Origin of the sequence: Winogradskyella pelagia, from assembly GCF_017581965.1 — a bacterium.
Taxonomy (GTDB): domain Bacteria; phylum Bacteroidota; class Bacteroidia; order Flavobacteriales; family Flavobacteriaceae; genus Winogradskyella; species Winogradskyella pelagia.
The window spans coordinates 209189-227940 of record NZ_JAGEVF010000001.1 but is presented as its reverse complement, the minus strand read 5'-3'; the positions used below and the strand labels follow the sequence as shown (position 1 = coordinate 227940).

Here is an 18752-nt window from a genome sequence, read left to right as displayed (position 1 = left end):
TCAATTTTAAACCCAGGCAATGACCTGGGTTTTTCTTTCATTATAATATGGCCCATAAAAATATGCCTATTAATAAAAATGGTAAAACTAAAGAATGCCTCTTTTTAATCCTGCTTTACAAACACATAGTTGCCATCTGGTATAGGGATGCGCGCGTTAGTATCATACGATAAGTTAGACTCGTGATAAATACAGGTCTCAAGTTTTTCAACACCGTTATCTATGATATGGCGCAAAATTAAGTTTCCCTCGATTAAGTCATTATTAGGATGTTCAATAAATAGCTCAACTTTTATTTCTTGGGTTGTACTATTATCAGTGCACCAATTTGGAAGTCGTCGAGAAAAAATTCCTCCGCTGATACCATGTTCATATCCGGATAAATCGGCATTATCAAAATTATTCAGGGTATTTACAATTTCCAGTCCATTTTGGACATATTTATATTCTCCAACTAGTAAATCTTGATAATAGGCGGAGCTATTGGTCTGATAAAGCTCTTCTTTTTTAAGTTTTAAAACGATTACAGAATTTCCATTATCAAATTTCCATTCGCCAACAAACTTGCCAAATTCATTATTCACATCCTTTAAGTAATAATTTGGATGCTCTTGTATCTCTAATCCACTACCTTTAGGAACTATAATAGACTGTGCCTTGCAGGCAAAGCATGTGATAGCTACAAGAATTATTAATCTTTTTTTCATTGGTTTCATACCATAAAACTAAGTGAAAACTTTTATTGTATCAACTGCCAATGCGTGAACTGGTAATTATACTGAGCCACTCGTCTTTTGGTTAGGTACATACTAATAGCCAACACACTACTTGACGCTAATTAAAAATATAGCTGCTATTACAGCCGTTAATTAATTAACAGCTCTCTTTTTGTTGTTAAAAGGATTTGATTTAAAGTAAAGACGATGGTGTTTTTGTGTAATTTTGCACGATAATTCTTTAACTCTCACAAATGAAAGTAGCTGTGGTTGGCGCGACTGGCTTGGTCGGCAATGTAATGCTAAATGTATTAGAAGAGCGTAATTTTCCAATAGATGAACTTTTGGTGGTAGCCTCTGAACGTTCTGTTGGCAAAACAATAATGTTTAAAGGAAACGATTATAAAGTAATTAGCATTTCTGAAGCAATTTCAAAACGCCCAGATATTGCTTTGTTTTCTGCTGGTGGAAGCACCTCATTGGAATGGGCACCAAAATTTGCAGAGGTTGGCACTACGGTTATTGATAACTCTTCTGCCTGGCGTATGGATCTAGATAAAAAATTGGTGGTTCCAGAAATCAATGCCCAAGAACTCAACAAGACAGACAAAATCATAGCCAACCCAAACTGCTCTACCATACAAATGGTTATGGCCTTAGCACCGCTACACAAAACATACAAAATAAAACGTATTGTAGTGTCAACTTATCAATCCGTTTCTGGTACAGGCGTAAAAGCCGTTGAACAATTAGAAAATGAAATACTGGGCAAAAAAGCCGAAATGGCCTACCCTTATCCTATTCATAAAAACGCCATCCCGCATTGCGATGTATTTGAAGAGAATGGCTACACTAAAGAGGAAATGAAACTAGTCCGCGAAACCCAAAAAATACTCGGAGATAGCACTATTGCGGTAACTGCAACTGCGGTGAGGATTCCAACAGCTGGTGGCCACAGCGAAGCCGTAAACGTAGAGTTTGAAAATGACTTTGATTTAGGCGCCGTAAGAAAGCTGCTTAGTGAAACAGAGGGTGTCGTAGTACAAGATAATTTAGATGTAAACCTATATCCAATGCCAATGTATGCCAATGGAAAAGACGATGTTTTTGTGGGGAGAATACGAAGAGATACCTCGCAACCAAACAGTTTAAATCTTTGGATTGTAAGTGATAACTTAAGAAAAGGTGCGGCCACCAATACGGTTCAAATTGCTGAATATCTGGTTTCAGAAGGTTTAGTGTAAGTTTTTATAAGTCGGTTTATTTTTTTACTCAATAATTTGATGAAACACCGTTATTGGTAAAGCATGTACTATGCATTTTATTTAAAGAATTCAGAAAAATGGCGATAAGTTAGTATCTTGTGAAACAAGTTTATTTTTAATATTCCATATCATGAGAAGAATACTTTTGCTTATTGCCGTACTTTGTACTTTTGTGTCCTGTAAAAATGAAACAAAAGCAACTAAATCCATTGCTGTGACTTACCCTGAAACTACAAAGGTAGACACTCTAGACACCTATTTTGGAGTTGAAGTTAAAGACCCTTACCGTTGGCTAGAAGATGATAGAAGCGAAGCTACAGAAGCATGGGTTAAAAGTCAGAATGAAGTTACCTTTGGATACCTCGACAACATCCCTTATCGTGAGGAATTAAAGGACAGACTCTCAAAGTTGTGGAATTATGAAAAAATTGGAGCACCCTTTAAGGAAGGCGACTACACGTATTTCAGAAAAAATGATGGCCTTCAAAATCAATATGTGATTTACCGCTACAAAACAGAGGAAGACCCTTCAACAGCAGAAGTCTTCTTAGACCCTAACACCTTTAAGGAAGATGGTACCATTTCTCTAGGAGGTCTAAGCTTTTCAAAAAACGGAAAAACACTAGCCTACTCCATTTCAGAGGGTGGCAGCGACTGGCGTAAAATTCTGGTTATGGACGCAGAATCCAAAGAAATTATCGAAGACACGCTTGTAGATATTAAATTCAGTGGAATGTCCTGGTATAAAAATGAAGGCTTCTACTATTCTAGCTATGACAAACCAAAAGGAAGTGAATTATCAGCAAAAACAGATCAGCATAAAGTATACTATCACAAACTTGGAACAAAACAATCCGAAGACCAATTGATTTATGGTGGTACTGCCGAAGAAAAGCATCGCTACATATATGGTGGCGTAACCGAAGACAACCGTTACCTTATTATTACACCAAGAGTTTCAACCTCTGGTAATAAGCTACTTATTAAAGATTTAACAAAGCCTAATTCAGAATTTGTTACCATATTAAATCATACAGATAGCGATTCTAACATTATTGAAAATGAAGGGTCAAAACTCTTCATCATGACGAATTTAAATGCACCTAACCAAAAAATTGTAACGGTTGATGCTTCTAATCCAACTCCCGAAAATTGGGTGGATTTTATACCAGAGACTGAAAACGTACTCAGTCCGTCAACGGGAGGCGGCTATTTCTTTGCAGAATATATGGTAGATGCGGTTTCTAAGGTACTACAATATGACTATAAGGGCAGCCTAGTTAGAGAAATTGAACTGCCCGGTGTTGGTTCCGCAGGAGGTTTTGGAGCCAAAAAGGAGGAAACAGAATTGTATTACTCTTTTACCAATTATGTAACCCCAGGAAGTATTTATAAATATGATATAAAAAGTGGTAAGTCAGAACTCTTCCGCAAACCAGCCATAGATTTTAATCCTGAGGATTATGAAAGTAACCAAGTGTTTTACACCTCTAAGGACGGCACTAAGGTGCCTATGATTATAACTCATAAAAAAGACCTAGAACTCAACGGTAAAAATCCAACAATCCTTTATGGTTATGGTGGATTTAATATTAGTCTTACGCCTAGCTTTAGTATTGCCAATGCGGTTTGGATGGAGCAAGGTGGAGTATATGCTGTGCCCAACTTAAGAGGTGGTGGCGAATATGGTAAGGCTTGGCACGACGCTGGAACACAAATGAAAAAACAGAATGTTTTTGATGATTTTATTGCAGCAGCAGAATACCTTATAAAAGAGAAATACACCTCATCAGATTATTTGGCGATTAGAGGTGGCTCTAATGGCGGTTTATTAGTTGGTGCTACAATGACACAGCGACCAGATTTAATGAAAGTTGCTCTGCCTGCAGTTGGTGTTTTGGATATGTTAAGATACCACACCTTTACGGCTGGGGCCGGTTGGGCTTATGATTATGGAACTGCCGAAGATAGTAAAGAGATGTTTGAATATCTAAAAGGATATTCCCCTGTGCATAACGTAAAAGATGGTGCTGAATATCCGGCTACCTTAGTAACAACAGGAGACCATGACGATAGGGTTGTACCAGCTCATAGTTTTAAATTTGCTGCCGAGCTGCAAGCTAAACAAACTGGGGAGAATCCAACTCTTATTAGAATTGAAACAGACGCTGGCCACGGCGCAGGAACTCCAGTGAGCAAAACCCTAGAGCAATATGCAGATATATTTGGCTTTACGCTCTATAATATGGGCTTTGACGTGTTACCTAGCAAAACCAAAGAAAAGTTAAAAGGTTAATAATTTGATGCTTGCTAATGATAAACTACGGTTTTAGATAAAAAATTATAAACCTTGAGCCATTAACTAACGAGCCCAGCAAAAGACACCAAAACTGTTAAGGTATATGCTCTTTTTTTAATAATTCCTCTTCTGATTATTAAACCTTGTTTCTGGATGAGTAGATATTTAGTACTTTTTATTAAAATACAACTTCCTTAAATAGCATTTAATCCGCTGCTTATTAAGTGTTTTAAAAAAAAGTCTTAGATTTAGCCGTTTTCCTTATTTACGATTAGGGATTTAGTTTCTTTAACTGTTATATAAGAGAAAGAAAGTTAGTTTATGCTTAAGAATTATTCAAGAGGTCTATACCTTTTTATTTTACTCATTTTGGTTTCGTGTAATCAAGATGACAGTATTTCTCCATTAATTGTTGAAGCCAATGCAGATGCGGTAACACTTGCTCAAAACACATCTATTGAAATATCTGTTTTTTTAAACGATATAAATATACCTGTGCAAGGGAATCTATCAGTTACCACTCCATCCCTAGGGGTTTTAGAAATACTAGACCCCAACAATAGCCCAAATAATCCTAGCGATAATATTATAAGATATACAGCTAATCCTAACAAAATTGGAGCCGATCAGTTTGAATACACCATTTGTGGAGGAAATAACAATTGCAGTACTGCGGTAGTATCTATCAACATATCTAGTGAGAATACTGTAGCGTTTAATCTCGAGGTTATGCCATATCAAACCTTATCCGAGTATCGTTTCTTTGAAGGTGATATGAAAAATCTTGAGCCAAGTTTTGGTGTTCTTCCTTATTCATTAAACTCTAAATTATTTAGTGATTATGCAAAAAAGAAACGCTTTGTTTGGCTTCCGAATAACTCTAAGGCTAATTATGTTAATGACAATGTTCACCTAGAATTTCCTATTGGTGCCATATTAATAAAGAATTTTTACTATGAAAATGTCCTTCCGAATAATGACACTAAAATTATAGAAACACGTTTAATGATAAAGAAGGCTGAGGGGTGGACATTTGCTAATTACGTTTGGAACGATGAACAAACTGAAGCATTCTTTGACCTCAACGGCAGCACAGTAAACATAGAATGGCTTGAAAACGGTTCTACAAATACTGTTGATTATAGAATTCCATCAGGTGCAAAGTGTTTTACTTGTCATAAAATAATGGAAATCGCCGAACCTATAGGTCCCAAGCCAAGAAATCTAAACCGTGATTATAGCTATAATGATGGATTAAAAAACCAACTCAATAAATGGATTGAATTTGGCTATCTCGATGCAACATTACCAGGAACTGTTTCTGCGCTTCCAGATTATAATGATGAGACTCAACCTCTAGAACTGAGAGTTAGAGCCTATTTAGACGTTAATTGTGCCCATTGTCATTCTGAAGAAACACATTGCGCATATAGGCCATTGCGGTTAGATTTCAGTGACACTGATAATTTTACCAATATGGGAGTTTGTGTTGATCCAGACACAGACCTAGGAGAAGATTTGGGCCATATTATTGAACCTGGAGATGCACGTAATTCAGTACTTCATTTTAGAGTGAATTCAACAGAGCCCTCAATGCGTATGCCTTTGCTTGGAAGAACATTAATGCATGCAGAGGGTGTAAGCTTAATAGAAGAATGGATAGATTCCTTAAATACAGAATGCAACTAAACTTTTAGATATGAAAAAAACATTACTAATCATTTTAACACTCGCTATTAACGGAATGGTATTGGCACAAACACTCAACCAACCTGCTAATTGGCCAAATACGAATTGGATTTTAACTGGAGTATACGACGCGACTTATTTAGATGCTGATCCAACTAGTGATAATTCATTTTCATTTAATGATGACGCTCCTGGTAGTGCATCTGACAACACTATTGCTGCTGAATCACCTGTTATAAATCTTACTAATGCCTTTAGTGCTAGTGAAACTGAAATAGTTGTAAGTTTTAGTTACAATTACAATATTTATCAAGGAGGTCAAGATTTGTTTGTGCAATATTGGGATGCAGATTCAAGTACTTGGCAAAACTGGCAAACCTCCTTAGCGGCTAATTCTGGAGCCCAAAACAACTTTTGTACTTTTTCTGGAGGTAATTTCATAAGTGAATCACTCAATATTTCTGGGTTTTCATCCAATCAACTTCAGAACTTTAGGTATCGCATTTTCTATAATGATAATACCACTTGGGGATGGGGTTTTTGTGTTACCTCTCCGACAATTAATTCAATTATGCCCCCTGCCTGTCCTAATGTTGCCAATTTAGGTATAAGTAATGTTAATTCTAATAGTGCCCTTGCCAATTGGAATGCAGGAGGCTCTGAAAGTACGTGGGAAGTATCGGTAAGATTAGCAACAGATGGTTCTCCAAGCTCGGGAACAGAAGTTAGTTCTACATCATTTTCAATGACAGGGCTAACCCAAGAAACAGATTATGTGTTTTATGTTAGAGCTGTTTGTGTTGGAAATGGCTTTAGTAACTGGGAAAGCCGAGGGTTCACTACGGGAACAGATTTGTCTGGCTATCCAACAACGTTCACCTCAAATAGCATCTCTGCACCTCAGCAATATGATATAGCATTGGTTGATCTTAATGGAGATTTTCTTGATGATGTAGTATCTGTTGGTAGTACCACTATCAATGTCAATTATCAATTGCCAGGTGGTGGCTTTAATAATGTAAACATTACAACAACTCCGGCAGATTATCTTCCTACTTGGAGTTTAGCAGCAGGGGATTTCGATGCCAACGGTTATAATGATTTGGTCTATGGTGCCACAAATGGAGTAACTTTCATGAAAGCTAACAACGACGGTACGGGTTATACCGAGATATCTGGTCCTGAAGATGTGTTTTCTCAACGTTCTAATTTTGTTGATATAAATAACGATGGGCATTTAGATGCTTTTGTTTGTCATGATGTTGAGGCTAATGTTTATTATATTAATGATGGTTCTGGTAATTTAAACTTTTATCAAGGGCGCTCACCGGGAGTAGTGCCTAATGGTCTTGGTTTAACGCCTGGAGGTGGAAACTATGGCACGGTTTGGATTGACTTTGATAATGACCGAGATATGGATCTATTCATAGCCAAGTGCCGAGGTGGCTCCACAACTATTAGCACCAATGAGCTATGGCGTAATGATGGCAATGGTGTATTCGTAAATGTTGCCGATAGTAACGGATGGTACAATACTAATTATCCTAGCGATGGCCACAATAATTCCTCAAATCTGGGAGACAATGTACAAACCTGGTCTTCTGCTTGGGCAGATTTTGATAATGATGGTGATATGGATGTCTTTGTTGGTGCTAGCAGTACCTCAAACGGTAATTCTAAGCTAATGAGAAATAATGGCGACGGAACATTTACAGACGTCACTGCGGCTTCTGGCGTGCTTGATGCTCAACTGGGTATTGAAAATGCTCCAGCAGACTTTGACAATGATGGCTTCGTAGATATTATGTCTAACGGCGATGTGCTATTTAACAATGGTAATTTTACATTTACAAATTATCCAAATAATATGCCACCAACAGGAGCTATTGGAGATGCCAATAATGATGGTTTTTTAGATGTCTTCCGAAGTGGTACCCTTTACATTAACAACACCAATAGTAATAATTGGATTAAGATAAACACGATAGGAACAGATAGTAACATTAACGGTATTGGAGCAAGAGTAGTGCTGAATACGCCAAGTGGTACTCAAATAAGGGACGTAAGAAGCGGTGAGGGATTTGAGTATATGAGCAGTTTAAACACACACTTTGGTTTAGGGACAGAAACAACTATTACAGATATCACAATTTACTGGCCGTCTGGAAATGTCGATGTTATATCTGGTCCAGGTATCAATACAACGGTTTCTGTTATAGAAGGATCTACGCTTTCAATACTTGACGAGGAGTTAGTTGATGCAGTCATCTACCCTAATCCAGTTGAAGATGTTCTTACCATTACAACTTCGGCACAACTAACTGGAAGAATAGCTACTGTTTTCGACCTTAATGGTAAACGCGTTCTCAACCAAAAATTAGAGACAGATGTATTAAATGTTTCTAATTTACAAGAAGGAATCTACTTCTTAAGAATTGAATCTAACGGAAAAAGTATTAAACGGAAGTTTATAAAAAAATAAAATGAACCTCTAGTTGTTCGGAAGCCGCCTGATTTAAATCAAGCGGTTTTTTTGTGGTATTTTTGTGGCATGCTTCGGGTCGACAATATTTCATTTAGTTATTCTAAGATCGCCGTTCTAGAAGATATATCTTTTAGTATTGCCCAAGGTAAGAATCTGGCTGTCATTGGGGAGAGTGGTTCTGGAAAAAGTACACTTCTAAAACTAATCTATGGTGAATTCGATGTAGATAAGGGCCACATTTTATGGAAAGACACCGAAATTTTGGGTCCTAAATTTAACCTTGTAGTGGGATACGATTTTATGAAGCAGGTCACTCAAGAATTTGACTTAATGCCTGTGACTAGCGTAGAGAATAATATCGGAAAATTTCTGTCTAGGTTCTATCTAAAAAATCGTCAAAAACGCATTGACGAACTTATTAAAGTTGTAGAATTAGAGGACTTTGCTAAAACAAAAGTAAAATACTTAAGTGGTGGTCAAAAACAGCGAGTTGCTTTAGCTAGAGCCCTAGCAAAAAAGCCCGAAATGCTTTTGCTTGACGAACCTTTTAGCCATATTGATAATTTTAAAAAACAGTCTTTAAGGCGTAATGTATTTAACTACCTAAAAAAGGAAAAAATCACCTGTGTTGTAGCTACCCATGATAAAGATGATGTCCTTGGGTTTGCGGATGAAATGCTTGTCCTTTACAATAAAAATATTATCTCTAGGGGAAGTCCTAACGAACTATACAAAAACCCAAAGATTCCTTTCGTAGCCTCGTTTTTTGGAGAGTTTAATGTTATTAATGGTGAAATTTATTACGCGCACCAACTCAAAATAGTAGAAACATCTAACTTAAAAGGTGTTGTTAAAACTTCATATTTTAATGGAGCATCTTGGCTGCTTGAAGTAGACTACTCTTCTCAATTAATTTTCATTGAACACAAGGAGCACTTAGAAAACGGAGAGGTTGTGTCTTTTAAAATATCCTAGCGCTTTTACTTATCAAACTTCTTCAACAAAGCCGGTAAATAAAAAACATCTGTAATCAAAGCAATGGCAACTGTAACTGCGCACAATAAGCCAAAATCTCTAACGGACGGCACGGCACTTGACGCTATAATTAAAAACCCTCCGACCAAAGCAATTGTTGTCGAAAACAAAGCGCTCCCTGTATAATGCATGGCTTTATCCATACGTGCTTCGGGCGACCCTTGAACATGTTTGCTTTTTCGGTATTTATGAACCAAATGAATAGTGTCATCCATAGCAATTCCCAACATTATTGGCGTAATCATAGCTGTAGAAACATCAAGTGGGATATCTAACAAACTCATAAATATGGCCAGAATCGCTAATGGTAAAATATTGGGTATTAAAACTAAGAGTGTTGTTTTTATACTCTTTATAAAAAACCATAAGCACAAAAACGCAACAAAAAATGCCGCAAAAAAGGACTTGAATTGTGTTTCTAAAATAAAGTTGTTTAATTGAGAAAACACCACTGAAAATCCGTTAATCTTTAGTTGGTATTTATCAGGTTCAAAATGCTTTTGAAAAGCTGTTTTTATGTCTGCTAAAACAAGCTCTAATTCAGATGTTTTTATCTCTTTAACACCAAGAGTAATTCCTGCTGTTTTATAGTCTTTAGAATATAGTTTGAAGAATTCACTGCTATTATCTCCAATATCCGTTAATGTCGCATCAATAGTAGCTTTTGAAATATTAGACTGAAATAAAACTGGAGAGCGTTTTTCTAAAAACTGCTTAATGTTTACTACAGAAACTGGTGCTGAGAGTAAACTATTTACGTCTAATTCGGTTTGAAGTTTTTCCAAACGGTAGACAGCGTCACGGTCTAACATCGTTCCGTTTTTAGAGGTGATATTAAGTTGTAAACGCGAACTGCTATTTAGCTTACTTTCAACATAACGCAACTCTTGCTTCGCTTTACCTTCCGCTAACAAGTCTAAAGAATTGGTGTCTATTTTTACCTTAAAAATAGAATACAACCCAAATAATAGTATTACTGTTGATATTACTATAATACTAGTCTTATATTGAGAGCTAAATTGGTTTAACCAATTAATGGTCTTGGTCTGACTGTAACGTTTTAAGCTTAGAATAGGTTTAGCCGATTTAAATTTCAAATCCATAAAACTGAACCCTATAATTGTAATTACATAGACTAAAATAAAAGCCATAACCAAACCAATACAGGTAAAGACACCCATATTTTTAAATGCTGGTAATGGTGATAAATACAAAGCAAAATAGCCGACAAAAGTGGTTAAGGTCGTATAGAAACACGGTGTGATACTTTTACGAACAGCTAGCGTCATCAAATCTAATTTTGAAAGGTTTTCGTTGTCAATACCTTCTTTGTGGTAGATGTTTATAATATGTACCGCATCACTTACAGAATAAACCATGAGTATAGTCGGTATTAACATTGAAATCATGTTCAGTGCGAAACCAAAAGACGTAATAATTCCAAATAATACTGAAATTGGTAGTGCAACACACAACAACGAGACAACTAAATATCGTTTACTTGGTAATAGAAATAGAAGCATTATAGTTATTACTAGAACGGTTAAAATTCCAAATACCAAACTCTCTTTATAAATGCCTTTACTATACGCTTCATTGAGGACTGGTGCACCTGTTAAATAATAATCGATATAATAATTCTCAATGACGGTCCTAATCTCTCCCGCAATAATATCGCGTTTCTCTTCTATGGTTGGTGTAGGGTTGAGCTGTATGTAAAAGAATAGATTCCTGTAATCATCAGTGACCAATTGCTGCGTAATGTTGGGTAGTTTTTTAAATAAGTTCTTTAATCCTTTTTCACTTCGTTTTGAATTATACAAATCATCAAAGTATAATTTGTTATTAGCGTAAATAGGATACTTGGCCGTCGCTAAACTAAAGGTTGTTTTAACGTACCAAAGCGAATCTAAAGCGGTGTGCAACTTTTCTAGCTGAAGTATATTTTCTTCGTCTAAAGCGTTCTCAATAGGAAACATCCCAACAAAAATCTCATCAGAACCAAATTGCTCTTGATAATCAATATAGGCTTTGTAGCTAGGGTCGTCTTCTAAAAACCAAATACCCAGAGAATTATCTACGCTTAACTTATTAAGGGTTTGATATCCAGAAAAACCCATGGCAAGTACCAAAACCAAAATAATGGCTATTCTGAATTTGATAATAATCGCTATGATAGTTTTGAGCCTTTTCATTCTAAGAAATTGCAAAAGCACCAAAATTGCCGTGATGCGTCAAGCTAATATGTTTTTTTATTTCATTGAATTCTACAGTTGGAATACCGTAATTGTTCTTTTTAAAAGCTAATTCACTTTCAGGAATATGAAACTTTTTTGAAATTGATCTAATAAGTTTACTTTTTAAGAACTCACTTTGATTTTGAAGATGTTTAGAATTAAACTTCACCACTTCAGAATTTAATGTCAATGGTTTTAACCTGGCTTCAGATATAATATAATCCAACGTGATTTCTGTGGCTACATAACACTTAAAATTTCGAAATTTCACAATTCCAAAAGTAGCTTCGATGAAACATTCAAATTTTTTTGGATTATAAAATCGACTTGGAGAACCTTGGGTGTATAGTTTGTAAGCCGCCTCTTTCATACTCCACAAGCGCCAAACCGTTTGAAACGGATTGTTAGAGTTATAAATATGTTGTTGTTCTTTCAGAGAAAATAGTGTCTCTAAAAAGCGCGGTCGTTTATAATTAGATGAGATTTTGGCCTCAGCAATATCAATAATATCATTGCCAACCATTACTCTTTTAATTTGGCGGTAACAATGGTCATTGCAGATTTTACATCGAGCATTTGTTCCATATCTTCATTCTCCAGTCTGATATCAAATTCATCTTCAATATCCAGTATGATATCTACCAAATTAGCAGAGTTAATCTTCAAATCCTTGACAAAATCAGTGTCTTCTGTTAGTGATTTAAAAGCTTCTTCATCTTGAACATATGGAGCAACAATCGTCTTTAATCTAGAAATTAAATCGTCTTTAGTCATAGCATCATTTTATAAACCAAAGTTACGCTTTAAAACGTTTAAATAAAACACAGGCATTTACATCTCCAAATCCAAAACTGGCTTTAGCAACTATGTCAATGTTTATTTCTTGTGACCTTGTTGGTATACATTCTGCATGAATTAAATTTATAATCTCAGGATGAAGGTCCTCGCAATTTATATTTGGAGCTAAAAATTGACTTTTTAACTGAATGATGCTAGCCACACATTCTATTGCGCCTGCGGCGGCTAGGCAATGCCCAATTAAGGATTTGGTAGAATTAATATAAGGGAACGCTTCGCCTTTTCTATCTAAGGCTTTAGTCCAATTCTCTATTTCTAAAACGTCTTTTGATGTCGCGGTTAGGTGTCCATTAATAACATCAATTTCTTTTGGCTCAATCCCTGAGTTATCAATTGCTTTTTTAATACACCTTTGAACAGCTTCTGCATTTGGAGCTGTTAGTGTCCCACCATGTCGCTGTCCGCCAGAGTTAATTTCGCCACCTAAGACCTCCGCATAGATTTTTGCTCCTCGCTCTAAAGCACTTTCTAACGATTCTAAGACCAATGCTCCGGCGCCACTTCCTGGCACAAAACCAGATGCTGTTGCACTCATTGGTCTTGACCCTGCTTCTGGACTATCATTGTGCTTATAGGTCATAACTCGCATAGCATCGAAACCTCCCCAAAGGTATGGGCCATGATCACTACAACTACCAACGAGCATACGTTTTGATTTGCCGTTTTGGATACGGTCAAATCCCATAATAAGCGCTTCGGTTCCCGTAGTACATGCTGAGGAATTTGTAGTCACTTGATTGCCTATGCCCAACATACCGCTCAAATAAGCACTAACACCACTGGCCATTGTTTGTAGTACAACGGTACTTCCTAGTCTTCGTACTTGACCGTCGTCGAGTTTGTAAATAGCTTCCCTAAATTTCTCTACGCCTGAGGTGCCTGTACCAAAAATTAAGCCCGTATCATAATCTAATGGGCTGTCCGAGTCGGTTTGAAATCCTGCATCTTCCCAAGCATCAATTCCCGCAATACAGCCGTATAAAATACCCGAACTATTAAATCCCCTAAGTTGTAACTCTGTAAAATACTGCGCTTTTAACACTTCTGAAATCTTTGGAACTCCTCCTATCTGACAAGAAAAATTAAGGTCCTTTAACGCTTTATGAAAGGTAATTCCTGAAGTCCCTTCCTTTAACGCTTTGGTAAAGGCAGATAAGCCAACTCCGTTTGGTGCGACCACACCTAAGCCTGTTATGACGACTCTTTTTTTCATGCTTTAAACATTCCTGAAATTACACCTTTGCATACAAGTTCGTTCTTGTTGTTGAACATTTTTACGTGACAACGTAATTTGTTAAACCTAAAGACTTCCTTTTTTGAAACAATCGTAACCTTTTCATTAGGTAAGACTGGTAAATAAAAATCCATCTGATGAGAGGTTAGGGCTATTTGTGGATTTTGACTCTCTCTAATTTCGTCTTTCAAAAGGTAAATCCCCAAACAAACCAACCCTATTTGTGCCATGCATTCGGTAAGAATAACACCGGGTGTTACAGGATTGTTTTTAAAGTGCCCTCTATAGAATAATTCGTCTTTTTTGAAGTTATAATATCCCGTAATACCAGATTCTGAAATGGTATCTATACCATCTACAAATAAAAATGGTTCTTGATAGGGCAAAAGCGATATAATATCTTCTTTATTCATTTTTTTAATAACTGCTGAAGTAGTAATCTTATTAATGTGATGAAACACTTCTCTATACAATTTTATTACTCAAGAATCACAGAGGAGTTACCGTTTTTTTCGCTACGATAAATGCTCACCGCCATCTACGGGAATAACTGTTCCGGTAATCCAAGAGGCTTCATCTCTACTTAATAAATAAACGGCATTAGCCACATCTTCAGGCAATGTCAATCGTTTATTTGGGTTTCTTTTTAAGCTGTGTTCTATAATTTTATGGCTACCTGGTATCATTCGCAAAGAAGCGGTATCTGTTACTCCTGCCTGAATACAATTGGCTTTTATTCCAAACTGGGCGAACTCTAAAGCTATATTTCTTGTAATAGCTTCTAAAGCTACTTTTGCTGCTGAAACAGCTGCATAATTTTGCCAGGCCTTAGTGTTCCCTTCACTCGTAAAACTTACAATACGTGTGTCTTTTGCAAATAATTGCGCTTCAAATAAGGCCTTACTCCAATCGTACAAACTAATGGCCATAGCATTGATAGTTAGAGCAAAATCGTCATTTTTGAGCACTGGATTTTCATTAGAAACCATAGGTTTTAAATTTCCTTTCGCAACACTATGCACTAATACTTTAATCTTGTGATTTAAACCTAAAATAGCTTTTAAATCCTCTATAATAGTATCCCTTTTTTCTGGCTTAAAGGCATCGCTATTAAATGACTTAAACTGAATATTCTTATTCTTTATGGTTTCAAATTCAGCATTAACGTCCGGCTCCTGCATTTTTGAGTTACGATGGATAATACAGATATTCATGCCATGATTAGCAAGTTTTTTGGCAGTTGCTAAACCCAACCCAGAACTACCGCCAAGAATTAAAGCCCATTCATTTTTATCTTGAAATTCTTTCATTTTTTTTTATTTATGAGATGCTGAAATAAATTCAGCATGACAGAATAATTGTTGTTACCACTCTAATAAAATACGTTGTGCTGAAAATCCTGGTCCGAAACTCAACATAATTCCTTTATCACCTTTAGGTAAATCTCTATCCATAAAACGTTCTAAAACGTAAAGAACTGTGGCGCTACTCATATTACCATATAAACGCAAAACTTCCTTAGTATCGTCTATATTTTTTCCTAAGGCTCCGAATAAATCTTCTACCGTTTGAACTATTTTTTTTCCACCCGGATGAAATACCAAATGATTTATGTCTTCAATCGTTAAACCGTTCTTGTCTAAAAACGGATGGATGATTTTTGGAAAATGGTCTGCAATAGTCTGCGGTACAGATTGATCTAAAACCATTTGTAAGCCTGTATTTCTAAGATTAAAGCCCATCATATGTTCGGCGTTATAAAAATGATACATTGCTTCATCTATTATTTCTGGGCCATTCTCTTCTTCATAGGAAGATAAAATTACACTAGCGCAGCCGTCACCAAAAATCGCAGCACTTACAATGTTAACCATAGAATAGTCATTTAGCTGAAAAGTAGAAGTTGGAGACTCCACAGCAATCACTGCTGCACGTTTATTTGGATTGGCCTTAAGAAAATTCTTAGCATAAAGGATGCCCGATACACCTGCCGCACATCCCATTTCAGTAACTGGTAATCTCACAATGTCTTGTTTCATTTTTAGGCTATTAATGAGATAAGCGTCTAAAGACGGTATCATGATACCTGTGCAGCTCACTGTAATGATATAATCGATGTCCTTAGGGCTTAATTGGGCTTTATTCAACGCTTTCATTAAACTCTTTTCTGCCAACTTAATAGATTCCCTGCTGTAGGTATTATTCTTTTCTTCAAAGGATGTGTTATTAAAAACCTCCTCAGCATCCATAATCGCATAGCGTCTGTCTACAGCTGCATTCTCAAAAATCTTTAAGACTTTGCGCTTAAAGCGTTCTTCCTGTCCTTGCAGCCAAAGCTCAACAAAAGGAAGAATATCTTTGGTTTCCCTAGTGTATTTTGGTAGTTGTTTTGCAACTGATGTGATTCTTACCGCCATATTTATTTCCTGTGAAGACAGGACGCTTCTTAATTATTTATATTGAATTTTTCATTTCTCATGATAACAAACACCTTGATGATGTCAGCATGTCATCTGAGTACAATTTGTTTTTATGGTCAAATCAACTAAAAAAACTCTTATCTAAAAATAAGCCACTGATAACGAAAAGCCCATTTCCAGCGAATCTTGGATTTAAGGTTTAATTGATTGGACATTTCTTCTAATTCATTTCTTTTAAACGCTCTTAAAATTGAGGTTAATCCATCTTGAACAATCATATGATTAGATATGAACAATCCCAGAGATTTAAATAATCCATAGGCTATCTCACTTCGTTGTAAATCATTTACAACAACACCTAACTTAGCGGTTTTAGACAATCCCTGAAGTAATATACTAATCTCCCCTTCATTAAAGTGATGTAAAAATAAAGTGGATAACGCTATATCAAACTTTAAATTTTTGAACTCTTCTGAAAAAATATCCAAACCCATAAAAGATAGTTCGTTATAATCTCGCGACAGCAGTCTTGCATAAGAAATTGCATCTTCATTGGCATCTATTCCTATCAATTGAAATGAATAATTGTTGTTTTTTCCAAAATCAGCTACTAGTCTTAATATATCTCCATGACCACAGCCCAGATCTATGATGGTATATGTTCTGTCCTTAGGTTGCTCTTTTAGTAATTGTTTAATGCCGTTAAGGGTTACCCTATTACCTCCAAGCCACTTATTTATAGTGCCCAATTTATCTAGAGTATCGCGTAACAACTCACCTTCCATAGAAAAATCATCCATGAGCTCTGACTCCTTGCTGCGATATGTTGTATCTATGAATAAGCTCATTTAAAAGGTACTATCATGGGTTTGCCATGTGTCATTTTTATAATATTTGGAACCAAAAAAGGAAACCACCTCAGTAGAATCAAAAGTTTCGGTGCCAACCAATCTTGACGAAATAAATATGCTATAGTGTGACCTGCTCTTAGGCGCCAACTAAAGCTCTTCTTCCAAGACTTGATATATAATTTCTCTAGTTTCTCTCGAGTTTCAATTTTTTCTTGAAGATACTCAATAATCAAATCTGATGCTAATTGAGCACTTCTTATTGCCATTCCCATACCATTTCCGCACAAGGGATGGATCATTCCTGCGGTATCGCCGCACATTAAAATATGATTTTCAACAGGAGTTTTGGTATCAAAAGAAATCTGACTGATAGTTAATGGCTTTGTAAATTCCATTATGCTTTCAGTAAATATACTTCTAAGCGCTTTATTTTTAAAGAGCACTTGTTCTTGAAATGACTTTATGTCCTTAAACTTTTTAAATGATTTAAAATTTGTGATATAGCACAGGTTAATATAATCGTTTTCTACCTTAGACACTCCACAATAACCGCCTTTAAAATTATGAAGTGCTACCTTATCCTCAGGAAAATTACCCGAAACATGTGCCTTAACACCAAGGTACGGTGCGCGGTTTTTAATGAATTTACGTTTTAAAGTTACGTCTAAATTAGAGCGCTTCCCATATGCTCCTATAACGATTTTTGATCTGTAATTATCTCCTGATTTAGTTGTTGTTTTAAATTCGTCTGATGCTTCCTCAAATTTGATGTCAATTACTGAGGTGTGAATAAACGTCACATTATTATCCAAAGCTATTTGAGCAAGTTGATAATCCATTTCAAAGCGGCTCATTCCGAAACCTCCTAACGGTAATCGTGCCGAAATATGTTTGTTATTATGGGTTGTTAATTCAAAGTTACTAATGCGTTTAGCACTAAAAGAAAAGGGATCAAACCCCAACCATTTCACATATGGCAATACCTCATTTGATATATATTCACCACACACCTTGTGCTTTGGATAGGTGTTTTTTTCTAAAAGCAACACCTTGAATTTTGACTTTGCTAAATGAATGGCACTGCACAACCCAGCTAGTCCACCACCAACAACCACAACATCAAATTCTATTTTTTTCATTCGATGGGCTGATAATGAAGAACCTTGACTTTAACCGTTTTGCCTAAAACAAAACTTCCTCCTCCTACGTCGAAGTCCTTTCTGTTAATTTCAAAATTCGATTGGAGTTTCCACTGTTTGTTTAAAGTTTCAACACTTATAGGAATAGTGATTTCCTTAGTTGTCTTTTTTATAGATAACTTGGCCCTTACCGTATAATCTGTGATGGAATTCTTGGTGATTTTATAACTTCTTAAACTAATTTTTGGATAATCTTCAGAATTAAAATAATCCTCTTTAAGCAAATGCTCGTCCCTACTTTCAATACCTGTTTCTAGGGATGCCACGTCAATTTCGCCATTAACTGAAGTAAGTGTGTTTGAAGAATTGAAAGCAGCCTTAATTTGAAAATTATTAAAATGCCCATCAACATTGATTCCCACATTTTTAATGATAAATTCGACACTAGACTTATCTTGGCCACATACACATGTCAGGTAAAAAAAAGCCAAAAATGTAATAAAGGTTTTTATCATAGTGCATTT

The 18752-nt window shown here is 36.0% G+C and carries 16 protein-coding genes; 5 read left to right on the top strand and 11 right to left on the bottom strand.

Annotated features, from left to right (window positions below):
• Positions 1-104: 104 nt before the first annotated feature.
• Complete coding sequence (locus J4050_RS01055) at positions 105-707, bottom strand: DUF6705 family protein (RefSeq protein ID WP_208152085.1); 603 nt, start codon at positions 705-707, stop codon at positions 105-107.
• Between the two features lie 263 nt (positions 708-970).
• Between J4050_RS01055 and J4050_RS01050 the strand changes: the two genes are divergently transcribed.
• The 5 genes from J4050_RS01050 (at position 971) to J4050_RS01030 (ending at position 9429) form a co-directional block, all read left to right on the top strand.
• The gene (locus tag J4050_RS01050; protein ID WP_208152084.1) at positions 971-1960 is read left to right on the top strand and encodes an aspartate-semialdehyde dehydrogenase; all 990 of its coding nucleotides are present in this window, start codon (positions 971-973) and stop codon (positions 1958-1960) included.
• A gap of 151 nt (positions 1961-2111) precedes the next feature.
• Positions 2112-4277, top strand: coding sequence for a prolyl oligopeptidase family serine peptidase (locus J4050_RS01045; protein WP_208152083.1), 2166 nt, complete (start codon positions 2112-2114; stop codon positions 4275-4277).
• 324 nt (positions 4278-4601) lie between these two features.
• Positions 4602-5969, top strand: a complete 1368-nt coding sequence (locus J4050_RS01040) for an SO2930 family diheme c-type cytochrome (protein WP_208152082.1) — start codon at positions 4602-4604, stop codon at positions 5967-5969.
• Positions 5970-5979: 10 nt separating this feature from the next.
• Complete coding sequence (locus J4050_RS01035) at positions 5980-8451, top strand: FG-GAP-like repeat-containing protein (RefSeq protein ID WP_208152081.1); 2472 nt, start codon at positions 5980-5982, stop codon at positions 8449-8451.
• 69 nt (positions 8452-8520) lie between these two features.
• Complete coding sequence (locus J4050_RS01030) at positions 8521-9429, top strand: ABC transporter ATP-binding protein (protein ID WP_208152080.1); 909 nt, start codon at positions 8521-8523, stop codon at positions 9427-9429.
• Positions 9430-9434: 5 nt separating this feature from the next.
• Here the strand turns inward: J4050_RS01030 and J4050_RS01025 are convergent, their stop codons facing one another.
• The 10 genes from J4050_RS01025 to J4050_RS00980 form a co-directional block, all read right to left on the bottom strand.
• Positions 9435-11684, bottom strand: coding sequence for an efflux RND transporter permease subunit (locus J4050_RS01025; protein WP_208152079.1), 2250 nt, complete (start codon positions 11682-11684; stop codon positions 9435-9437).
• Between the two features lies 1 nt (position 11685).
• Positions 11686-12249 (bottom strand): 4'-phosphopantetheinyl transferase family protein, encoded by a 564-nt coding sequence (locus J4050_RS01020; protein ID WP_208152078.1) that lies wholly within the window; start codon positions 12247-12249, stop codon positions 11686-11688.
• Complete coding sequence (locus tag J4050_RS01015; protein WP_208152077.1) at positions 12249-12500, bottom strand: acyl carrier protein; 252 nt, start codon at positions 12498-12500, stop codon at positions 12249-12251. The genes J4050_RS01020 and J4050_RS01015 overlap by 1 nt, the downstream gene beginning before the upstream one ends.
• Before the next feature lie 22 nt (positions 12501-12522).
• Positions 12523-13797 (bottom strand): beta-ketoacyl-[acyl-carrier-protein] synthase family protein, encoded by a 1275-nt coding sequence (locus J4050_RS01010; protein ID WP_208152076.1) that lies wholly within the window; start codon positions 13795-13797, stop codon positions 12523-12525.
• Positions 13794-14231: a 3-hydroxyacyl-ACP dehydratase FabZ family protein gene (locus tag J4050_RS01005; protein WP_208152075.1), complete on the bottom strand. Its 438-nt coding sequence runs from the start codon at positions 14229-14231 to the stop codon at positions 13794-13796. The genes J4050_RS01010 and J4050_RS01005 overlap by 4 nt, the downstream gene beginning before the upstream one ends.
• Positions 14232-14333: 102 nt before the next feature.
• On the bottom strand, positions 14334-15128 hold the full coding sequence (locus J4050_RS01000; protein ID WP_208152074.1) for an enoyl-ACP reductase FabI: 795 nt from the start codon (positions 15126-15128) through the stop codon (positions 14334-14336).
• Positions 15129-15182: 54 nt separating this feature from the next.
• On the bottom strand, positions 15183-16235 hold the full coding sequence (locus J4050_RS00995) for a type III polyketide synthase (RefSeq protein ID WP_208152073.1): 1053 nt from the start codon (positions 16233-16235) through the stop codon (positions 15183-15185).
• Between the two features lie 140 nt (positions 16236-16375).
• On the bottom strand, positions 16376-17086 hold the full coding sequence (locus J4050_RS00990) for a methyltransferase domain-containing protein (protein ID WP_208152072.1): 711 nt from the start codon (positions 17084-17086) through the stop codon (positions 16376-16378).
• Positions 17083-18228, bottom strand: coding sequence for an NAD(P)/FAD-dependent oxidoreductase (locus J4050_RS00985; RefSeq protein WP_208152071.1), 1146 nt, complete (start codon positions 18226-18228; stop codon positions 17083-17085). The genes J4050_RS00990 and J4050_RS00985 overlap by 4 nt, the downstream gene beginning before the upstream one ends.
• Positions 18225-18743, bottom strand: coding sequence for a YceI family protein (locus J4050_RS00980; protein ID WP_208152070.1), 519 nt, complete (start codon positions 18741-18743; stop codon positions 18225-18227). Before J4050_RS00980 ends, J4050_RS00985 begins: the two co-directional genes overlap by 4 nt.
• Positions 18744-18752 lie beyond the last annotated feature (9 nt).

Excerpts from the sequence above, each read along its gene's own strand:
- J4050_RS01030 (WP_208152080.1), top strand. The coding sequence starts at position 8,521 with ATGCTTCGGGTCGACAATATTTCATTTAGTTATTCTAAGATCGCCGTT.
- J4050_RS00980 (WP_208152070.1), bottom strand. The coding sequence starts at position 18,743 with ATGATAAAAACCTTTATTACATTTTTGGCTTTTTTTTACCTGACATGT.
- J4050_RS01045 (WP_208152083.1), top strand. The coding sequence starts at position 2,112 with ATGAGAAGAATACTTTTGCTTATTGCCGTACTTTGTACTTTTGTGTCC.
- J4050_RS01040 (WP_208152082.1), top strand. The coding sequence starts at position 4,602 with ATGCTTAAGAATTATTCAAGAGGTCTATACCTTTTTATTTTACTCATT.
- J4050_RS00985 (WP_208152071.1), bottom strand. The coding sequence starts at position 18,228 with ATGAAAAAAATAGAATTTGATGTTGTGGTTGTTGGTGGTGGACTAGCT.
- J4050_RS01050 (WP_208152084.1), top strand. The coding sequence starts at position 971 with ATGAAAGTAGCTGTGGTTGGCGCGACTGGCTTGGTCGGCAATGTAATG.
- J4050_RS00995 (WP_208152073.1), bottom strand. The coding sequence starts at position 16,235 with ATGGCGGTAAGAATCACATCAGTTGCAAAACAACTACCAAAATACACT.
- J4050_RS01055 (WP_208152085.1), bottom strand. The coding sequence starts at position 707 with ATGAAAAAAAGATTAATAATTCTTGTAGCTATCACATGCTTTGCCTGC.
- J4050_RS01015 (WP_208152077.1), bottom strand. The coding sequence starts at position 12,500 with ATGACTAAAGACGATTTAATTTCTAGATTAAAGACGATTGTTGCTCCA.
- J4050_RS01035 (WP_208152081.1), top strand. The coding sequence starts at position 5,980 with ATGAAAAAAACATTACTAATCATTTTAACACTCGCTATTAACGGAATG.
- J4050_RS01010 (WP_208152076.1), bottom strand. The coding sequence starts at position 13,797 with ATGAAAAAAAGAGTCGTCATAACAGGCTTAGGTGTGGTCGCACCAAAC.
- J4050_RS01020 (WP_208152078.1), bottom strand. The coding sequence starts at position 12,249 with ATGGTTGGCAATGATATTATTGATATTGCTGAGGCCAAAATCTCATCT.
- J4050_RS01000 (WP_208152074.1), bottom strand. The coding sequence starts at position 15,128 with ATGAAAGAATTTCAAGATAAAAATGAATGGGCTTTAATTCTTGGCGGT.
- J4050_RS01025 (WP_208152079.1), bottom strand. The coding sequence starts at position 11,684 with ATGAAAAGGCTCAAAACTATCATAGCGATTATTATCAAATTCAGAATA.
- J4050_RS00990 (WP_208152072.1), bottom strand. The coding sequence starts at position 17,086 with ATGAGCTTATTCATAGATACAACATATCGCAGCAAGGAGTCAGAGCTC.
- J4050_RS01005 (WP_208152075.1), bottom strand. The coding sequence starts at position 14,231 with ATGAATAAAGAAGATATTATATCGCTTTTGCCCTATCAAGAACCATTT.